Below are 19,088 nucleotides of genomic sequence, written 5' to 3'. Positions count from 1 at the left end.
CCATGCCGGGTTTCCCTGCAGCTGCCTTGAATGTGCGAGGAGAATTGTGGACCACCCAGCTACACCGCAAGACCACCAGGAAGTGATGTTCGAATTGGAGCTCGAACAGCCAGGGATACTGCGCCTGACATGGCCGCGTGGCGCCCGGATCCAGGAACGGGACGCGCAGAGGGCCATGGACAAGGTCAACGAACTCTGCGGAACGGACAGGCACCCCATGATTGTTGACATGGCAACAACGGACGATGTCACCAGGGGTGCCCGATCAGTTTTTGCCAAACCCTGCCAGGCGTCCCGGATCGCTCTCTGGGGTTCATCCCCGGTGGACAGGGTTATTGCCAATTTCTTCCTGGGCATCATGAAGCCGCCATGCCCTACCAAGTTCTTCACGTCCGAAACAGAAGCGTTGGAGTGGCTGGTGGAGGCGTAGCGCCCCATATATTTGGAGCATGATCTCCGCTCTCCGAAAGTACCTGCTGATACCCCGGCTCATCAGGCTTTCCTCGGCCGCCCCCAAGGATCCGCTCACGGCCTGGGACCAGTATTGGGGCAGAATCCGTTCCACCGGTGCCGCCGGCGATGTCCTGTGGGACTCGGGAAGCGCTCATGAATTGAACAGCTATCTTCCCCACCTGCAGCTGTTGGATCCTACGATCCCCATAGTGGATGTTGGGTGCGGGAACGGCAGTTTCACCCGGCTACTGGCCCAGCATTTCCCGCACGCATTGGGGCTCGACTACTCCGCCAACGCAGTGGACCGCGCACGGCAGGAAGCAGCAGGAATCACGACGGCGTCGTTCGCCGTGTGCGACATGACGGCACCTGACGCTGCGCAGACGGTGGGAAAGGCCCTTGAAGCTGCGGGCTGGACGGGAAACGCAAACGTGTTCATCCGAGGTGTTCTGCACGTACTGGACCGCAATGGCCAGGCCGCTTTGGCCGCAAACCTGCTGCCCGTCGTCGGGGCCCGCGGTGGCGTTTTCCTGGTCGAGACCAACTTCCCGGGCACCCCCGTGGACTATGTCAGCCACCTCGGGGCCACACGGAAATTCATTCCGGCTCCGCTTGAGGGAGCCATCCGGGGACTGCCTATGCCTGGCCGCTTCGGTGCTACGCAACGGGCAAAGGCCTTCCCGACGGCGGATTGGAACCTCGTGCGGGACGGTTCAGCGAGCATCGAGACACGCCCGTTGAGCAACCCAACGTCTCCGGATCTCATCCCTGGCTACTACGCACTGCTCAGGGCGCACCAAAGCTGAGGCTAGCGCAGCTGATGCCCCCGGACAGGCTTCATGAGGGCATCAGCTGTACTAAAACTCTTACTTGAGTCCGGCCCCGGGGAGCAGCTCTGTGGCACCGAGGGAATCGGCGATGAACGCGTAATCCCAAGCCCGCTCGCGCCACTGAACGTACCGGCCCGATGCGCCGCCGTGGCCACCATCCATTTCGATCTTCATGACGATCGGCTCGGAACCGGTGGATGCGGAGCGCAGTGCCTGGACCCACTTGGCCGGTTCAACGTACAGCACCCTGGTGTCGTTGAAGGACGTCACGGCAGCGATCTTGGGGTAGGCCGCAGCCTTCACATTCTCGTACGGAGTGTAGGACTTCATGTACGCGTAGGCCTCGGGGTCCGTGATGGGGTTGCCCCATTCCTCCCACTCCAGGGCTGACAGCGGAAGCTCAGGGTCCAGGATGGTGGTCAGAGCATCCACGAACGGTACCTGCGCCACCACGGCAGCGTACTTCTCCGGCGCCATGTTGGCCACCGCACCCATGAGCAGTCCGCCAGCGGATCCACCCATTGCAGCAACACGCGAAGGATCAACCCAGCCGGAGCCTGCCAGCCAGTCCGTGGCCGCAATGAAGTCGGTGAACGTGTTCTTCTTGGTGAACTTCTTGCCATCCTCATACCATGTGCGTCCCAGTTCACCGCCCCCGCGGATGTGGGCAATAACCATGACGATTCCGCGGTCCAGAAGGGACAAGCGGGCCACGCCGAAGCCGGGATCCATGCTCATTTCGTACGAGCCGTAGCCGTATACCAACCCAGCGGCGGTGCCATCCTGCTTGACCGACGCGTGACGAAGCACTGACAGCGGGACCTGGGTGCCGTCGTCGGCCGTTGCCCATTCGCGGGTGGCGACGTAATCCGCTGCCGAGTAGCCACCCAACACCGGGCTTTCCTTGCGGAGCAGCAACTCGCCACGGGGCTGTTCGGGTGTCGGCAGGACGAAGTCGTAGACGCGGGACGGCGTGAAGTACGAGGTATAACCCATGCGGATCACCGGGGCTTCGTAATCAGAGCCGGCAACACCTGCAGTGTAGAGCTCCTCATCGAAGGCAGGCTCCACGGGCGTCCCCTGAGCCGCCGTGCCCAAGCCTGCCAGCGGGATCACCTGCACGCGCTCAATGGTGTCCTTGCGGACGGACAACACCAGGTGCGTGGACGTCACTCCCGCGCCGTTGACACGAACGGCGTCGGAATGCTCGACGACGGTGCGCCAGTCCTGCTCAGCCAGCGGCTTGGTGAGGTTGGCCGGGTCCACCAGGCTCACCATCGAGTTGATGGCGTCTTTGTTGTGGGTGAGGAGCAGTGTTTCCTTGCCGTCCAGCAGGAAGGGCTCAGCCTCGTAGAGAACTTTATGGTCGCGGGAGATGACGGTGGTGAGTCCGGCATCGTAGTCCTCGAAGCGGAGCAGTCGCGTTTCGCTGAACTCGGAGCAGCCGACGCTCAGCACCAAGTGCCGGCGGTCGGAGGAGAGGTCGAAGCCGAGCCACATGGCGACGTCGTCTTCCTGGTAGATGACTTCATCCTCGGCCACAGGCGTACCCAGCCGGTGTGCCTTCACCTGGTAGGGGCGCCACGAATCATCCACGACGGTGTAGAAAAGGCGGGTTCCGTCCGGGGAGAAAGCAACCCCGTAGAAGATGTCTTCGATGATGTCCGGGAGGAGCTCGCCAGTGCGCAGATCCTTGATCCGCAAGGTGAAGCGTTCGTCTCCGGAGTTGTCCACCGCGTAGGCGTACAGGTTGCCGTCGACGGTCACGGCGGCACCGCCGACGCTGAAGAACGGCTGGCCTTCTGCCTCGATATTGCCGTCCAGGAGTACCTCCTCACCGGGAAGCGCGACGCCTGCGTCAACTGCCGGGGGAGTCCAGTCCGCCACAGGATCGCCGGTGTTGTTGGCCAGGACACGGCACTGGATGCTGTACTCCTTGCCCTCCACCGAACGGCTGTAGTACCACCAGCCATCCTTGCGGCTGGGTACGGAGAGATCCGTTTCCTGGGTCCGGCCCTTGATCTCCTGGAACATGGCCTCACGCAGTGGCTCCTGGTGCGCCGTGACCGCTTCCTGGTAGGCGTTCTCTGCTTTGAGGTGGTCAACAACCTCGGCTGATTCCTTGTCCCTGAGCCACTCATAGTTGTCCACGAAGACATCGCCGTGATGTTCGCGGCGGGTGGGGATCTGCTGGGCGACAGGAGGCTGGAGTGTAGTTTCCTTGGCAGCGGCAGGGACGGAAGAAGTGTGGCTCATGTGGCCACTCTATAGACGGGCTCTGACACAGAACCAGCAATTTCGCTCAGAGCGGCCGGGGTGCGGGCGAATTGTGAGAGTGGCCCATGACTTGGAGCACAACGCGCCGGACCAGCGTCATGAGTTGCCTGGTGGCGCCACTCCATAGTGCGAGCACGATTTACGCCCCGTTCCCGGATATTGGAGATTCAAATGGTTCCGCTTCACGCGCATAGTGTTCAGATCGGCAGGAGAGAAAGTTTTCAGGCAAAGCGGCATCCAGACTCTTTGCGTCGCTCCTACGTAGATCTCGAAGTCATTATCCCGGCTTACAACGAGGCCTCAAGGATCTCCGGCACCCTGACTCAAACCGTGGATTTCCTGGCAGTTCAGCCATGGTCTTCGCGCATTGTGGTGGTTGATAACGGCAGTGTGGACGACACCGCTTCGGTTGTCCGCCGGATCTCCCGGGAGAAGGGAGACTCTGTGCCTATCTCGCTGGTGGGCTGCTCCCGTCGCGGAAAGGGGGCGGCTGTGCGGCGCGGTCTCCTGAGCGGGACGTCCAAGTACACGGGTTTTTTTGACGCCGACCTCGCCACTCCTTTGGAAACGCTCACATTGGCCATGTCTTACCTTGCCGGCGGCGCGGCGGCGGTGATCGCCTCCCGTTACGCTCCGGGTTCCACCCTTGTTGTGCCTCAACACCTTGGGCGCCGAATGGGTGGCACAGCCTTCCGGGCACTGACCAAGTCAAAGGTCAAAGGCATCCAGGACACCCAGTGCGGGTTCAAGTTTTTTGAACGTGACGCGCTCACGGCTGCCATGGTGCAGTGCCGCAGTACCGGATTTGCCTTCGATGTTGAACTGCTCCTCCGGCTTCAGGACAACGACGCCGGCATTGTGGAACTGCCCGTGGCATGGACCGATGGGGCAGAGTCCACGTTCCGCCCCTTCCAGGACGGAGTTGCCAGCTTTGCCTCGGTGATCCAACTTCAGAAAGCAGCATCATGACGGACTCCCCAACTGACATGAATTCACCCACCCTGCTCGCTGGAAAGCACGTGTTGGTGCTGAATTGGCGCGACGTCATGCACTCCCAGGCCGGCGGTGCCGAGCAGTACATGCATGAAATCTCACGCCGATGGGTGAACAGCGGAGTTCGTGTCACGTGGTTTACGGGGCGCGATGCCGGTCAGGCGGCCGAGGAGATCATTGACGGCATTCGCCTTCTGCGCGGCGGCGGAGCGCTCTCCCTTTATGGACAGGCAGCACTGAGGCTCCTGCGCACCAACGGACGGTTCGATGCTGTGGTGGATTGCCAAAACGGAATCCCGTTCTTCTCTCCGTTGTTCCTGCGCAGAGACATCCCGATCGTCCAGCTGGTCCACCACGTTCACCAGGATCAGTTCCGCACCCGGTTTTCTCCGCCCATGGCCGCCGTGGGCCGCTTTCTCGAAAGCACCGGCGCCAAGACGGTCTATGGGCAGCGAGCCATGGTGGCAGTATCCCCTTCCACGCGCATGGAATTGCGGAAGCTCGGATTCTCGGCCCCCATCCATGTGGTGCCGAACGGAACCATCGATATCCCACCGGCTGTTTCCACGCGGGCCGCTGAGCCCACCATCGCCGTCGTGAGCCGCTTGGTGCCCCACAAACGGTTGGACCTCCTGCTCGGCCAGTTTGCTGTTGCGGCGCGGAAGCTTCCGCACCTGCGCATGGACATCGTCGGTGACGGGCCGGAGCGGGCACGGCTGCAGCAACTGGCAATGGACCTCGGCCTGGTCCACGCCGTCACCTTCCACGGATACCAACCCGACGACGTCCGTGATGCTTTGCTGAGCCGCTCCTGGATGACGGCTTCCACGTCCGCTTCCGAAGGCTGGGGTTGCTCGGTGATTGAAGCAGCAGCCTGGGGAGTGCCCTGTTTGGCTTTGAGGGTTCCGGGTATCAGGGATTCCGTGGTGGATGGCCGTACCGGATGGCTGGTGGACCATCCCAAGGATTTTGGCGCCGCCATAGTTGATGCAATGACCGAGTTGGCTGCGCCGGAGGCCGCCATCATCGTCTCCGGTGAGTGCCGTGAATGGGCCCGTTGCTTTACATGGGATCGCAGCACCAAGCTGCTCACCGGGGTGCTGTTGGAGGAAATCATGATGCAGCGGGACGGCGGAGACCCCCTGGCCCGCCACTCGGATCTTTCCACTCTGGTTCAGTTCGAATTACCGGTTCAGTTTGAGGAATCCGGCGATGCCCATTTCGCCGCCGCACTGAGGCCGACTGATGAGTATGCAGTGGCTGACGGCAACGTATCCATCATCATGAAAGGCCGCGATGAATTCGAGGCCTCCGCTGCGATGAAACGGCTCGGGGTGGTTTCCACGGAGATCCACTCCGCGGGCCGCAGTACTCTGCTTGCCGGGCCAGGGAGTGTCTTCGCCCCGGCCGATGCCCTCGATGGTCGGCAACGGTAACTGATCAGTGGTTGTATCCGATCAGACAATGACCCCGATAGTGAGCTTGAGACCCAGGGCGGAAGGTAGGAAGAGGACTCCGCATCAGGACGTCAACATAGCCCAAAACAGTGGCTTCCTTGCTGTGTCAGCCGGCCTCGTGGGAGTGGTGAGCTATGCGTGTTCCCTGCTCATGGCCAACATGCTGGGCACAGCGGACTACACACAATTTGCGGCCGCCGCCATGATCCTTGGCGTGGTGGGAATCGTTGCCAACGCGCTGGTGCCGCTGCCTCTGTCACATGTGGTGGCCGTACACCGGCAGGGGTCCCGGGAGCGGCAGGACGGCGTGGCCTTCTCGGTGTTCGTGTCCTGCCTGGCCGGACTGGTCGCCGCCACCATCACAGGCAGCGTGACGCTAGCCATTGCTACGCCGGAGCTGGCTGCTGCGGTGGCTCTCGCCGCTTTTGCCATTTTCGTGGTGAACGCGCCCGCCGGTTGGCTTCAGGGGGAGCTGCGCTTCACGTGGTACGCCGTGTCCACCATGGGCGAGGTGGTCCTGCGGTTGCTCTTCAGCCTGCTGGTCATTGTGATGGCATGGGGCGCAGGGGGAGCGGTCCTCGGCTTTGTGGTGGGTTGCCTGGCACCGTTGGTGGTGCCGTGGGGCTTCTATCAGGATCTCCGCTGGCGTCCCCGGGTGTTGCTTCAGAAGTGGCGATGGGCTGAAACCAGTGATATCGCGTCGGTCCTGTGTGTGGTGTCCGTGCTGGTGGGTGTGGATGTGGTGGTGGTCGGCTTCCTGGATAACGGCTCTGTTGACGCGGCCGGATTCCAAGCGCTCGCCACCATCGCCAAGGGCCCCGTCTATGTGGCCGCGGGCACGGCATTGGTAGCATTCCCGCTTTTGCGCGCCCCCGGCGTGAAGCCTGGCGAAGTGCTTGGTGCTTCCTTTGCCTCCTTCGGGCAGCTTGCGGTGGTGGCCTTCGCCATCATCGCTACTGCTCCGCCCATGATGTCCGGGCTGATTGTTCCGCAGAAGTACCACGGATCGCTCCACCTCCTGCCATGGCTGGCGGCTTCCGGCCTCGGCTACGCCGTCCTGATGGTGCTTTCCACCATCCTCCTTGCCATGCGCGCTTACCGTCGCTGCCAAATAGGTCTGGCGTGTGCCTGTGCCCTGGTGATTGGCGGGCTGTGGATTGGTTGGCAGTTGAACGCTGTCACGGGCATGGCCGTTGGCTCGGCTGTTGGGGCGGTGATGGCTGGCGTGGTCCTCGCAGTCCTGGCGCGTCCTGTCCTGGTTGCGGCCCGCCCCGGACGTGGTGCCGGCACGTTCCTGGTCCTGGCCGGCGTCCTGATCGTGATCCTGGCGTTGATCGGGAAGGTGCAGCCCCTGGTCTGGTTTGCTGTCGCCGCCATCAGTGGCATCACCGTTCTTGCCTACCAGCGCGGCATTTTGCCGCACAGGAATGACTTAAGAATTTCCCGACGGCCTCAGGTTGGCAGGCGCAGCAAGGCTTCAGGCCGCCGGGCCAAGCCTCAACCGCTGTCCCCTGGCCCTGTGCGCGGGTGGAGGCGCCGGGGGCGTTCCAGCAACCTGACAGCATTCATCGCTGTGGTTGTTGTGGCGTTCGGCGTCCGTGCCCTGGGCCTCGAGCGCGGCTTCGAGCTGTGGGTGGACGAGATGTTGTACGTCCGGCTCGGTGAGTCCGTGGCCGCCGGAGAGTTCCCCACTTTGCCGGACGGGCCTTTCTTCCTCCACCCGCCCGGGTACTTCCTCCTTGAAGCCGGGGTGGTGAAGATTTTTGGGATTACCGGCCAGATCATTGAGGTGACGCTTCAGTTACGTTGGCTCAATGCGGTGATGGGTGCTGTAACAGTGGGTCTTGGCTTCCTGCTGGTCCGGAAACTGGCAACTCCTACCGCCGCCTGGCTCACGGCGGTGCTGCTGGCGTTCGAGCCGTTTATTTTGCGGAACAACAGCCATGCATTCCTTGAAACCACGGCCATGGTGCCGGGACTGGCTGGGCTGTTGCTCCTGGTCTCACCCCGGGGTTCGCAGCACAAACCGTTTTCCTTCCTCAGGCTCGCGACGGCTGGGCTCTTGCTGGGGTATTCCATCCTTTGCAAGGATTTCTTTTTGATCTGCACGGTGGCGCCGGTGGTTGCGGCAATGGTGTGGAAGAAGTCGTTCCCTTGGCGGAAGGGGCTGGTGGTCACAGGATTCGGCTTTCTGCCTTACGTGGCCTATCTGGTGGTGGTGGCCGCACACGGGCACTTTCCAAGCTGGGTGTGGGCCAAGAGCAATGGTCTGGTGCGCATGTCCGGCGTGGAGAAGACCACCGGGTTCACTTCCGAGGGCTCACCAAGCATCGTGTCCAGGCTCATCGAACAGAGCGGGCATTTTGGGACCAGCTATTTCTTGTTGGGTCTTTGCCCGGTGGTGGGTTTGCTCTTGTGCTTCAGCCACCACCCCGGTCGCCGTCTCATGGGGTTGGCCGGTGCGGCTCTCGGTGCAGCGGGCGTATACAGCGCAGTGTTCGGCACTTTTGAGGAACAGTACGGATACGGCGTCATGGTGGCCGGAGCCATTTGTTCAGTGCTGGTGGTGGTGGAAATCCGGGAGAGGTACCCCAAAACCCGTCTAACCCTGGCTGTTATCAGTGTCTGCTACGTCGTGCTGACCGTGATCTTGGGGCTTCGCACGGCACTAACCCTGGATAACGGCTTCGTCCGGGCAAATGATTGGATCCAGGCCAACCTTCCTGCCGACGCCAGGATCAGTGTTACCAACAGCACCGGTCACTTTGCGTATATGCATGATTCCCGGTTCGGGATATGGCCCTCCGCACCACTAATGAAACAGAACGGCGTGAGTTACATCCTCACCCAGTCCAAGCCCACCAGCCAAGGTTACGGCTATGCAAACCCCACCATGCTCGCCTGGCTGAAAGAGCATGCGACTCCCATGGTCACAACGGCCGGCCCCACCAATGGGGAAACCACTATCTGGTTGGTGGATCCCGCCGCCCTTGATGTGGCAGCTGAGGATGGCATCGGCGAGCCTTCGAAAGAATTCGGGACGGAAAAATAGCGATGAAAGTTTTGCATCTGGGCTTCGAGGATCCCCGCATGCCCGGGGCAGGGGGAGGGTCTGTGAGGACCCACGAAATCAATCGCCGCCTGGCGGCACAGGGCTTCCGCATCACGGTCCTGACCACCCGGTATCCCGGCTGGCAGGAGCGTGTGGAGGACGGCGTGCATTATGTCCCCATCGGCATCGGATCGGGAAAGAACCGTTTGACCAGGTTGGTTGCCTATGTTGTCCGGCTGCCGTTGGAGGTACGGAAACGCCGTCCGGCTGCCGAGCTGGTGGTGGAGGATTTCTTTGCGCCCTTTTCCACCATGGCCGCACCCATCTGGACCAAACGCCCCACCATCGGCGTTGTCCAATGGCTTCACGCGAGGGACAAGGCGCGGCAGTACAAGCTACCTCTGCACTGGATAGAGCGGCTGGGCGTCCGGAAATACCGCAGGCTCATCTCCGTGTCCCAGGGCATCGCGGCCCGGCTCAAGCAACTGAACCCGGACGTGCAGGTGGATGTGATCGGTAACGGCGTGGACCCAGGTATATGGAACACTCAGCCGCACCTGGGACAAGATGTTCTCTTTCTGGGGCGCTTGGAGTACGGGCACAAGGGCCTGGACCTCCTTCTGGAAGCCTGGGCTATCGCCTGCGAGCAGGTGGAGGGTAACTTGCTGATTGCCGGCACGGGCCCGGACGAAGAACGGTTGCGCACGTCCATTCAGCAAGCGGGTCTCTCCGATCGCGTGCGGATGCTCGGATGGCTGTCCGGCGACAAGAAGTTTCAGGCACTCAGCGACGCCCGTTTGTTGGTTGTGCCGTCCCGGCACGAGACCTTCGGACTGGTGGCCATCGATGCCCTTGCGGCAGGCACTCCGGTGATCGCCTTTGATATTCCCTGCCTCAAGGAGATCGTCCCGCCGGGCACGGGGTGGATCGTGGAAGCGTTCGATGTTAAGGCCCTGGGAGAAGAGATTGCCCGCCGCTATTCACAGCCGGGGTTGGCGCCAGTGGCTGAGCAGGGACGAAAATTTGCCGCCGGTTACAACTGGGATGCGCTCGCCGGGATGCAGGCGCGGACCTACCACAGCGCGCTTGCCGACCTCAGTGAACTTCAAACCCGGCAGCAGCCTGTCCGCCACGTTGAAGGGTCCTGAATGCCGTTTCCGTCACGAGTTGAACGTTCCATGGCGGGCGACGCGCCGTGGCTGTTTTTGTCACCCCACCTTGATGATGCTGTGTTGTCCTGCGGTGCGCTGATTGAAGCGCAGGCCCAAGGACGCCAGATCATCGTGGCCACGATCTTCACCGAGGCAACACCAGCACCGCATACGCGCGCAGCACGGTCCTTCATGCGCCAATGCACCGTTCCGGACGCCGGGGAACTGTTCCAGGCGAGACAGTCCGAGGACCGCGCCGTCTTGGAGGACATGGGAGTGCAATCCATACATTTGGGGGAGGTGGACGCACTGTTCCGACGCCGACGCAAGCCATTAGCGATGGGGAGCAGCGCATGGGACCGCCTGCTCCCGGAGCTGACACACCGGTACCCCACCTACAGGTTTGATATCGCGCACGGAAGGGTCGCCAAAGGGGATCGGACACTCATCCGCCAGCTCCGCACCGACGTCGCAGTTCTCATGGCGCAAACCCAAGCCGAACTGCTGTTTTGCCCGGCGGGTGTGGGGAAGCACGTGGACCACCTCATCACCCGCGAGGTAGGCAAAGGACACCCGGAGAACCTGGTGATGTATTCAGACTTTCCCTACGATCTGACGGCCGGCCCGGATGAACGGTGCTTGTCCGCTATGGGATTCGTTCCGTGGACCTGGGACGAGGGCCTTGACGCAAAACCCGGGCGCATCAGGCAATACCCCACACAGGTAGATGCACTGTTTCCCGGCGGAGTGATCCCACTGAAACCGGAAACATACTTTGTGCCCGGCCGTGGCGGGCCTAGGGCGCGGTCATTCTGAGCGGAGGGCACCAGCCAAGGACACCCGGTTCCGGCCGGAGGCCTTTGCCGCGTAGAGCGCCAGGTCAGCTTCACGCAGGAGTTGTTCGGTTCCTGCCCGGTGACCGGCGGTAAAGGCGGAGATTCCAGCGCTGATGGTCAGGACGCCGTCGGGATCGCCGGAATGTTCAATCCTCAAGTCCTGCACTGCGGACCGGACACGCTCCATGACAGTCCTTGCGCCGTCCACATGCTGATCGCGCAGGACAAGGAGAAATTCCTCGCCGCCAAACCTGTAGACGGCATCGGACTTTCGTACCGCGCCGGCCAGCGTCGACGCAATGGCAATCAGTGCGGCGTCGCCCGCCTGATGGCCGTAGATGTCGTTGTAGCTTTTGAAATTGTCCACATCCACCATGGCCAGGCAATAGTCGTGATCCTTGTTGCCCCCGCCGTGCAGCGTGCCCAGGTCCTCGGCCAGCTTCAGGCGGTTGTGCAGTTTGGTGAGGGGATCGGTCCGTGCCTGCTCTGTCAGCGCCGAACGGTACCGGGCAAGGTCCGCGTGCAAGGAGGTAATGCGGTGGGCCGCAAGGAGACGGATGTGAAGGCTGAACGGATCCAGTGGTTTGGTGACGTAGTCGTCAGCTCCGGCTTCCATTCCGGCCAGAACGTCTTTCCGTGAACCGTGGGAGGTCACCAGGATCACGTAGGTGTAGCTGTCGGCCTCGGCCGCACGAATGGCGCGGCAAAGATCCAGCCCGTTGAGGCCGGGCATCATGAGGTCTGTCACCACAGCTTCGGGGCTGTGTTCCTTATAGAGTTCCCAGGCCGAGTCGCCGTCCACGGCCACGATGCACTCATGGCCGGACTGTTCCACGGCGGCTTTGGTGATCATCCTGGAGATCTGGTCGTCGTCAGCGATGAGGATTTTCATGACGTTTCCCGCAGTGGTGCTTCCCGCACGTGTGCCCCCGTTAGTGTTCGTTCAAGTGCTTCGTCCACGCGCGTGAGTTCGGCGCGCAATTGGTCCAGCATCGGCAATCCGCTGGCTCCAAGGTCTGGTCCCGCAACGTGGCCCAGCCGTTCCAGTTCCTTGCACAGGCCGGCAGCACCGGCTGCACCTATATTGGCGGACGCGCCGGCAAGCTTGTGCGCTGCGGCCTCCACACTTGCGGCGTGCCCGGTGTCCAGCGCCCACCGCAAGGTCTCCAAAGCTCCTTGAGAATCCTGCCGGAAAGCCTTCACGGCTTCAGGCAACAAACCCAAGCCGTCGGCGGGCCCGAGCTCGCGGAGGATCTCCAGTCGCGCCAGGTCAAGGACAACAGAGCCCGACGCCGGTGCTTCCGCCGGCTGCTGCGCGGCCTCCACCACGACGTCGCGCTGCTGCGCGGCCTCCACCACGACGTCGGGCTGCTGCGCGGCCTCCACCACGGCGTCCGGCGCCGCAACAGCGTCCACCCCGCCAGCCGCCGTCGACTCTTGCTCTTGTTGCGGTACCCAGCGCGAGAGGACCTCAGAGAGTTTGGCCAGATCCACGGGCTTGCTGATGTAGTCATCCATGCCAGCAGCGAAGCAGCGCTCGCGGTCCTCGTCCAGGGCTCCGGCCGTCATGGCGATGATGGGGATTCTGGCGGCGTGGCCGTTGCGCGCACGGATGGCCCGGGTCGCGTCGAAGCCGTCCATGACCGGCATGTGGCAGTCCATGAGGACCGCTGCGTACTTGCCGGACAGTGCCGCGGACACGGCTTGCTCGCCGTCGTCCACAATATGTACTTCGTAGCCGAGGCGGTTGGCCATTCCGCGCGCCACCAACTGGTTTACTTCGTTGTCTTCGGCCACCAACAGCGTCCCGAGGCGGGGCCTGGGATCCGGAGTTTCAACAACGGCAAGCACCGGCGGTGAAGCCGCACCAGCGCTCTTGGTGGCCAGCACGCGCAGGAGGCGGTTGTAGAGCTCAGAGCTGCGGACGGGTTTGGTGAGGTATTCGCGGATTCCGGCTGAGGTGAGGTCGCTTCTTTCCACCTGCATGGTGGAGGTTAACAGGATGATTCCCGGGCCGCCGGAGCCGTTGGCGTCGTTCTTGATGTTGCGGGCAAGTTGGAGCCCATCGGTGTCGGGCATGCACATGTCCACCACCGCGATGTCGTACGGGTGGCTTGTTAGGGCAGCGGCACGGTATTCGTCCAGGGCGGACGCGGCGTCGGCAACGGAGACGGGAAGCATGCCCCAACTGGCCAGTTGTGTTTCCAGCACCAGACGGTTGGTGGCGTTGTCGTCCACCACCAACACCCGGCGGCCGGCCAGCGTGGCAGGTAGGTTTTCCGTGTCGGAGGAGGCCGGGCCAAGGGGCAGTTCAAGGTCGAACCAGAACCGGCTGCCCACTCCGGGCTCACTGTCCAGTCCGATCTTGCCGCCCATGACTTCGGTGAGGCGCCGGGAGATTGCCAAGCCGAGTCCGGTTCCTCCGTAGCGGCGGGTGGTGGAAGCGTCTGCCTGGGCGAAGGATTCGAAGAGCCTCTGATGATTCTCGGCGCTGATGCCAATGCCGGTGTCCCTGACCTCGAAGCGCAGTGATGCGTTGTTCGCGTCTTGGGCGAGGACTGAGACCTGGACTTCCACTTCGCCGGTGGGGGTGAACTTGACGGCATTGGATGACAGGTTCAGCAGAATCTGCCTGATGCGGCCGGCGTCGCCCATCAGACGTGCCGGCACGTCCGGGTGGCAGTAGGAAATGAGCTCCAGGTTTTTCCCCTGTGCAGCTTCCACCACCAGTCCCGCTACTTCCTCCACCAGCGCCCGGGGGTCGAAGACGTTGATGTCCAGGTCCACTTTCCCGGCTTCCAGCTTGGAGAAGTCAAGGAAGTCGTTGATCAGGGTCAGCAGGACCTCGCCGGCGCCTTTGACTCCTTGAGCGTACTGCCTTTGCCCTTCGCTGAGGGGCGTGTCCATCATGAGCGAGGTCAGGCCGATCACCGCGTTCAGTGGGGTCCGGATTTCGTGGCTCATGGTGGCCAGGAATTCGGATTTGAGGCGGCTGGACTCCAGCGCTGCCTCGCGGGCAGTGAGGAGTTCCTTCTCGGCGGCTTTGCGTTCAGTGATGTCCCGGGAAATGGTTGCCACGCCGCGGATGCCGGATTCACCCCGCACCGGGGACAACGTCACGGACACCGGAATGACTTCGCCGTCGAGGCGTCGCCTCTGGCTTTCGTAGTTCTGCACCTCACCGCTTTGTGCGGTGCTTTCCAAGGCGAGGCGTTCGTTCTCCATCAGTTCCTGCGGGACGAAGAAGTCTCCCTTCCGTCCTATTGCTTCAGAAGCTGGGTAGCCGAAGATCCTCTCGGCGCCGGGATTCCAGCTGGTGATCACGCCGTCGGGGGTTTCGCCGATGATGGCGTCGCCGGAGGAATTCACGATCGCCCCCAGCCCCTCCAGCTCTGCGGTGCGTTCGGCCACTTTCGATTCGAGGTCACGGGTCAGTGTCACATTCTCGACGACGATCAGCACCTGCCGCACCATCACAAAGACAATCACCACCAGCCCGGTGAGCAGCAGGACGCGGTCCTCCCCGATGGGACGGCTGCGCGAGAAGAACACGGCACTGAACACGGGCAGGTAGGGAAGCAGCTCAAGGGCAGCGGCGTAAACCCGCCCGTCTTTTTGCGTGGTGCCGGCTTCCGGAAGCAAGGGGCTCAAGGCCACCAGCAGGAAGGCCAGTACCCACCCCAACGCCAACGGGGATCCCGTGACACCGGATATGCCTTGGAGCGTGAAACTCATATAGGCCATATCCGTGATGGCGAGGACCCAGAAGCCAATTCCCAGGCTCAGCCAGGGAAGCCTGCGGCCCCGGGCTGCGCGCATGGTCAGGACGATCACCACGGAGACCATGAAGACGTCTGCGATGGGATAAGCCATCTGTGTGGCCTGGGCAAAAGCGTCCTGGCCGGTGGCCCCGGCCAAGGGTCCCAGCACGGAGCTCCACGCAATGAAGAACGTGGAGCTTGCCACTACTCCTGCGTCCAGGATGGTGCGACGCAGCGGGATGCGGCGCCCTTGGCCTTTTAGCAGCAGCACTAATCCGATGGAGGTGGGCAGCGCGTACCAAACAAAGCCGACATCCGCGAAGGACGGGAAAGGGTACTGGTGGTTCAGGGTGATGCCGTTGATGGTCCAGACTGTTTGACCGGCGCTCCAGATGGCCAGGCCGGCCACGATGAACCAGCGACCCGGATTGTTGTCCGGGTTTCTCCGGCCAGCAAGGGCAGCGAGGGTATGGGTTGAGAGCGCGGTGAGTGCAGCCAGAAGGATTGCCAGGTCGCCGGCGAGTTGCGCCGTCGTGGTTCCTGATCCGCTTGCCAGACCGAAAGCCAGTAAAACCAAACAGACCCCAACAGGCACCAGGAAGAGCGGCCAACCATGCCGCAAAGCCGGGCGCGTAGCAAGAACCCCGTGCTTCACTCCTGCCACTGAACCCCCGCCTTCAAAAGTGGCCCCACCAAAAGCGAACAAACGCGTTTATCCAGCGCTGAGGAGAGCATACGCCGAAAAGCCCGGTTGAGGGATGGATCACACTCATAGTCCATGCGTGTTGGGCCACCAGGGCGGCAGCCCGTTCACTCCTATAGTTGGTGTAGTTCACTGCCGCAAACCCCAGACGGCGCCGGAAGCCTCAGGAAAGGCCAGAAGTGCTTGTACGGCAGTACGCCACGTGGTGGCTAAAGACCCTTTTCATCGCCTACCTGGTTGCGCTCGCATTTGTTGTCTTCCTGCCCGCACGCGAAGCCAGCACGGTCACAGGTTTTGTGGGGGTCATTGCCGGCTGGCTTTCGGTTCTCGGCATTCCACAGGAGGCGGCGGGCGTCGGAGTGGAATTCATGGCGAACATCGTCATGTTTGTCCCTTTCGGGGTGTTTGTCCGGCTGCTGAAACCAACGCTGTGGAAGTGGTGGCCGCTTGCCCTTCTCGCTGCTGCATCGTCCGGGACCATCGAAGTCGTTCAATTGCTGATACCTGGGCGGGTGACTGCTTGGTCGGACATCGTTGCCAACACCTTGGGGGCCTTGGCGGGCCTGGTGGTAGCCAAGAAGCTCGCGTCCACTATCCGGTAGAAGTGGGCTGGACAGCCTAGCCCTTCCTACTACAGCAGCTGTTGCCCTGCGTCCCGGGTATCGTAACGTCGGCTCAAAATGAGTGAAAGAAGAGCGATGAGCAACGAAGGTACCGTTTCCAAGCCGCATGCCCGCCGCGCTGTGGTTAAGGGTGTGGCATGGTCCATGCCCGTCATTGCTGCCGCCGTTGCGGCCCCCGCTGCGGTAGCCTCCGTGAACACCCTGGGCCTTGCCTTCACAGCTTCCTCCACATCGCTGCTCAGCCTCCGGCTACTGGACGGAACCAGTGCACTCACGGCCCAGTCATTGGTCACCGTCCCCACCATCCTTACCCTCACCAACGGCCCCGGAGCGGTCACGGACAACGCTCTGGTGACAGTGTCGATTTCCCGCCCTACCGGCATCAACATCCCGGTTGGCCGGGCTCGCGGATTCGGTGTGTACTCCTTCAACGGGACAGCCACCACCGCCGGCCAGCGCACTACGACGTACCAGTCCGCGCCGGTCATCGGACAGTACGGCTTTCCCTCCACCACGTGGAGCAACAGCGTCCCCATCACGGTGGCGAGCAACGGCACACTGAATCTGCCGATAGTTTTCGGATTGGCAGGCACCAGCACCGGCGTATCCGTCAATTTGCTGGCGTCATTCCCGGTCACCGTGACCGTGGTCATTGGGGGTCGCACCCTGATCGCAACCAGTAGCATCTCCGTTCCGATCGGTGCGGGCATCCTCTAGACCTTCAACGCTGAGCCTTTCCGCAAACATGAATCCCAAGACGGTGAAAGTCCGTACGCTGCTCCGCTCGCCATGGATTCACGTCCTGCTCGCACTGATGGCGGTGTCGCTGGTTCAGGGATTCCTTGTGAAGGTCTACTCGGTGCCGTCGGGCTCCATGGAACAGACACTCAACGTCGGTGACCGGGTGCTGGTCAACCGCACCGCTTACACCGGCTCGGAACCCAAACGCGGCGACGTCGTTGTTTTCAGGAAACCGGCGGGATGGGGGCCAGCGCCCCAACGCGGCACCCTGCGCACAGGAGTTGGCTGGTTTGGTGAGGTGACCGGAATCGGCCCCGCCAACACCGAATACCTGGCCAAGCGGGTGGTCGGTTTGCCCGGCGATGCTGTGGAATGCTGTGACGTCGGCGGACACGTCACAGTCAATGGTGGGGCCGTTGCGGAACCCTACGTTTTCGAGGATCTCGCGTTCATTACCGGCAGCACGGACTGTTCGACGACGGTGAGGTCGCCGCGCTGCTTCGGGCCCATCCTTCTTGGCGAGGATCAGTACCTGCTCTTGGGCGACCACCGCTCCCGGTCCGAGGATTCCGTTACCGCCTGCCGGGCCGCGGGGTCAACGGGTAGCTGCGTCAAGACTGCCGGCCGCGCAGACATTATTGGCCGTGTGGACGGATTCCTGTTCCCGTTCACCAAGTGGGGAAGCGCCCACACCATCACACAGCCCCTCACCAGCGCCCAGCGATGAGGGCCCGATTTGCTCACTGTCCTTTATCAAGGGCATGCGCCACGATGTACGTGCCCAATTGGTCCTTGGAGAGTGCGGTGGCGATGTCCGCGATCGCCGTGGTGTCAGCCAGGACAATCGACTGCCCGTCCGCTGAGGTTCCCGTGCCAAGGGTGGGAAGGGTAAACATCACTATGTCCTGGGCCCGGACATCCTTCATGGACAGGGAGAGACTGCCGATCGCAGCAGCATCAAAGTTCTTATCCACGCTCACGAACGGGGACACCGCCGTGACCATGTTGCTGATGGTCACCGGATTGGTCAGTGTTTCGCGGGCGATGATTTTGCCCATCACTGACTTGAGGTATCCCTGTTGGTTTCGCACACGTTGGTAGTCGCCGTCACTGAACGCCAGTCGCTCACGGACGAAGGCGAGGGCTTCATCTCCATCAAAGGTCTGCTTGCCAGCCTTATAGGCCTGTCCGGCCATGGGTCCTGAGCTTGGCGCAAACGGAATCTTCACGTCCACCTCCACGCCGCCAAGAGCATCGGTGAGGCCCTTGAAGCCCTCGAAATCGATCATGGCTACGTGGTCGATGCGTTGATCAAAAAGCGTCTCCACAGTTTGAACCATCAGGGGGACACCACCGTAGGCGAGGGCGGCGTTGATCTTTGATTCGCCTTTTCCGGGAATATCAATCCACAGATCCCGCATCAGGGATATTGCATAGGCTTTTTTTCGGTCGGCGGGAAGGTGTACCAACATCAGAGTGTCGGCGCGCTGGTTAGTGGCGGCATTGGTTTCAACGTCCACGTCAGAACCGCGTGTATCACTGCCCATCACAAGAATGTTCATTGCCGTGTTGCCGTCGGTTTTCTGCGGCCGGGTGGACTCTTCAGGAAAGGCATTCTCAATCTTGGTAGAGCCTGAGTTGAAAGTTTGTACCAGCGTGAATACATAGGCCCCGGCAATAAGCCCAACAACAAGCACTGCCGCCGCGAATCCTAAAAGCACATTCCTGGCGGTCTTCCTACTCTTTGGACTGTGTGAACGTCGTTCCGCGGAGCGGTTTTGGGCAGGGGTGGGGAGCGTCATGTGTTCCTTGGTGTTGGCAGCAGCAGCGAGGGCTTGGCCCAACGTACTGCGGCGGAGCGCTGACGAGCCGATTGCTGATCCGTTTGATCCATGCCCGGGAATCAACGATTACTGCCTGCTGGACGACGTTCCGGGCCGGTTGGAGCAAGTAGTCCATTTCCGGAAACTGCGTAATGCCCAAGTAACCGTTCCGGCCCTTGGGAGGAAAGTCGAGTAGTTCCTACTCGTGCACCGGGAACAGCCCATTCCTACTATTGAAATTCGTAGGGTTATTGCACTTCCGTTCCTCCGGCTCAGCGGTGGACTGCACCCCCGCCCTTTGTGGGTGGTGCTCCTCCCAATACGTAGCTGCGCTTTCTCATTTGGGCCAAGATCGGCCTGCATTGCGCGGTCCAGAGCCATGGATTCC

General features: G+C 61.9%; 14 protein-coding genes. 10 read left to right on the top strand and 4 right to left on the bottom strand.

The window, feature by feature from the left end:
* The first annotated feature begins 46 nt into the window (after nucleotides 1–46).
* Complete coding sequence (locus HAV21_RS11275) at nucleotides 47–430, top strand: STAS/SEC14 domain-containing protein (protein ID WP_166841768.1); 384 nt, start codon at nucleotides 47–49, stop codon at nucleotides 428–430.
* Nucleotides 431–449: 19 nt separating this feature from the next.
* Nucleotides 450–1,259: a class I SAM-dependent methyltransferase gene (locus HAV21_RS11270; RefSeq protein ID WP_166841767.1), complete on the top strand. Its 810-nt coding sequence runs from the start codon at nucleotides 450–452 to the stop codon at nucleotides 1,257–1,259.
* Nucleotides 1,260–1,319: 60 nt separating this feature from the next.
* On the opposite strand, the gene HAV21_RS11265 is transcribed toward HAV21_RS11270, so the two are convergent.
* Nucleotides 1,320–3,539: a S9 family peptidase gene (locus HAV21_RS11265; RefSeq protein WP_166841766.1), complete on the bottom strand. Its 2,220-nt coding sequence runs from the start codon at nucleotides 3,537–3,539 to the stop codon at nucleotides 1,320–1,322.
* 267 nt (nucleotides 3,540–3,806) lie between these two features.
* Here HAV21_RS11265 and HAV21_RS11260 point away from each other — a divergent pair, with 267 nt between their 5' ends.
* Genes HAV21_RS11260 through HAV21_RS11240 form a run of 5 tightly spaced genes read left to right on the top strand, consistent with a single transcriptional unit; the run spans nucleotide 3,807 to nucleotide 11,029 of the window.
* On the top strand, nucleotides 3,807–4,529 hold the full coding sequence (locus HAV21_RS11260; RefSeq protein WP_243753249.1) for a glycosyltransferase: 723 nt from the start codon (nucleotides 3,807–3,809) through the stop codon (nucleotides 4,527–4,529).
* Nucleotides 4,526–5,989: a glycosyltransferase family 4 protein gene (locus HAV21_RS11255; protein WP_166841764.1), complete on the top strand. Its 1,464-nt coding sequence runs from the start codon at nucleotides 4,526–4,528 to the stop codon at nucleotides 5,987–5,989. The genes HAV21_RS11260 and HAV21_RS11255 overlap by 4 nt, the downstream gene beginning before the upstream one ends.
* Before the next feature lie 40 nt (nucleotides 5,990–6,029).
* The gene (locus HAV21_RS11250) at nucleotides 6,030–9,062 is read left to right on the top strand and encodes a glycosyltransferase family 39 protein (RefSeq protein ID WP_208096693.1); all 3,033 of its coding nucleotides are present in this window, start codon (nucleotides 6,030–6,032) and stop codon (nucleotides 9,060–9,062) included.
* Nucleotides 9,063–9,064: 2 nt separating this feature from the next.
* Nucleotides 9,065–10,210 (top strand): glycosyltransferase family 4 protein, encoded by a 1,146-nt coding sequence (locus HAV21_RS11245; protein ID WP_243753248.1) that lies wholly within the window; start codon nucleotides 9,065–9,067, stop codon nucleotides 10,208–10,210.
* Entirely contained in the window at nucleotides 10,211–11,029 is an 819-nt protein-coding gene (locus HAV21_RS11240) for a PIG-L family deacetylase (RefSeq protein ID WP_243753247.1), read from the top strand. It abuts the gene before it with no gap.
* Here HAV21_RS11240 and HAV21_RS11235 read toward each other — a convergent pair.
* Together HAV21_RS11235 and HAV21_RS11230 are read right to left on the bottom strand one after the other, a co-directional pair.
* Nucleotides 11,021–11,941 (bottom strand): diguanylate cyclase, encoded by a 921-nt coding sequence (locus HAV21_RS11235; protein WP_142938147.1) that lies wholly within the window; start codon nucleotides 11,939–11,941, stop codon nucleotides 11,021–11,023. The genes HAV21_RS11240 and HAV21_RS11235 overlap by 9 nt on opposite strands.
* Nucleotides 11,938–15,474, bottom strand: a complete 3,537-nt coding sequence (locus HAV21_RS11230; RefSeq protein ID WP_166841762.1) for a response regulator — start codon at nucleotides 15,472–15,474, stop codon at nucleotides 11,938–11,940. Before HAV21_RS11230 ends, HAV21_RS11235 begins: the two co-directional genes overlap by 4 nt.
* 218 nt (nucleotides 15,475–15,692) lie before the next feature.
* Between HAV21_RS11230 and HAV21_RS11225 the strand changes: the two genes are divergently transcribed.
* The 3 genes from HAV21_RS11225 (at nucleotide 15,693) to lepB (ending at nucleotide 17,604) form a co-directional block, all read left to right on the top strand.
* Nucleotides 15,693–16,115: a VanZ family protein gene (locus tag HAV21_RS11225; RefSeq protein ID WP_166841761.1), complete on the top strand. Its 423-nt coding sequence runs from the start codon at nucleotides 15,693–15,695 to the stop codon at nucleotides 16,113–16,115.
* Between the two features lie 96 nt (nucleotides 16,116–16,211).
* Complete coding sequence (locus HAV21_RS11220) at nucleotides 16,212–16,853, top strand: hypothetical protein (RefSeq protein ID WP_223940796.1); 642 nt, start codon at nucleotides 16,212–16,214, stop codon at nucleotides 16,851–16,853.
* A gap of 28 nt (nucleotides 16,854–16,881) precedes the next feature.
* Nucleotides 16,882–17,604 (top strand): signal peptidase I, encoded by a 723-nt coding sequence (gene lepB / locus HAV21_RS11215; RefSeq protein WP_166841760.1) that lies wholly within the window; start codon nucleotides 16,882–16,884, stop codon nucleotides 17,602–17,604.
* Between the two features lie 13 nt (nucleotides 17,605–17,617).
* Here lepB and HAV21_RS11210 read toward each other — a convergent pair whose 3' ends face one another.
* Nucleotides 17,618–18,679, bottom strand: coding sequence for an LCP family protein (locus HAV21_RS11210; RefSeq protein ID WP_166841759.1), 1,062 nt, complete (start codon nucleotides 18,677–18,679; stop codon nucleotides 17,618–17,620).
* Between the last annotated feature and the right edge of the window lie 409 nt (nucleotides 18,680–19,088).

Source organism: Paenarthrobacter sp. MSM-2-10-13 (assembly GCF_011605365.1).
Taxonomy (GTDB): domain Bacteria; phylum Actinomycetota; class Actinomycetes; order Actinomycetales; family Micrococcaceae; genus Arthrobacter.
Note: the sequence above shows the minus strand (reverse complement) of the source record. Positions and strands in the feature narration are given on the sequence as shown.

Excerpts from the sequence above, each read along its gene's own strand:
- HAV21_RS11235 (WP_142938147.1), bottom strand. The coding sequence starts at position 11,941 with ATGAAAATCCTCATCGCTGACGACGACCAGATCTCCAGGATGATCACC.
- HAV21_RS11245 (WP_243753248.1), top strand. The coding sequence starts at position 9,065 with ATGAAAGTTTTGCATCTGGGCTTCGAGGATCCCCGCATGCCCGGGGCA.
- HAV21_RS11265 (WP_166841766.1), bottom strand. The coding sequence starts at position 3,539 with ATGAGCCACACTTCTTCCGTCCCTGCCGCTGCCAAGGAAACTACACTC.
- HAV21_RS11240 (WP_243753247.1), top strand. The coding sequence starts at position 10,211 with ATGCCGTTTCCGTCACGAGTTGAACGTTCCATGGCGGGCGACGCGCCG.
- HAV21_RS11220 (WP_223940796.1), top strand. The coding sequence starts at position 16,212 with ATGAGCAACGAAGGTACCGTTTCCAAGCCGCATGCCCGCCGCGCTGTG.
- HAV21_RS11270 (WP_166841767.1), top strand. The coding sequence starts at position 450 with ATGATCTCCGCTCTCCGAAAGTACCTGCTGATACCCCGGCTCATCAGG.
- lepB (WP_166841760.1), top strand. The coding sequence starts at position 16,882 with ATGAATCCCAAGACGGTGAAAGTCCGTACGCTGCTCCGCTCGCCATGG.
- HAV21_RS11255 (WP_166841764.1), top strand. The coding sequence starts at position 4,526 with ATGACGGACTCCCCAACTGACATGAATTCACCCACCCTGCTCGCTGGA.
- HAV21_RS11210 (WP_166841759.1), bottom strand. The coding sequence starts at position 18,679 with ATGACGCTCCCCACCCCTGCCCAAAACCGCTCCGCGGAACGACGTTCA.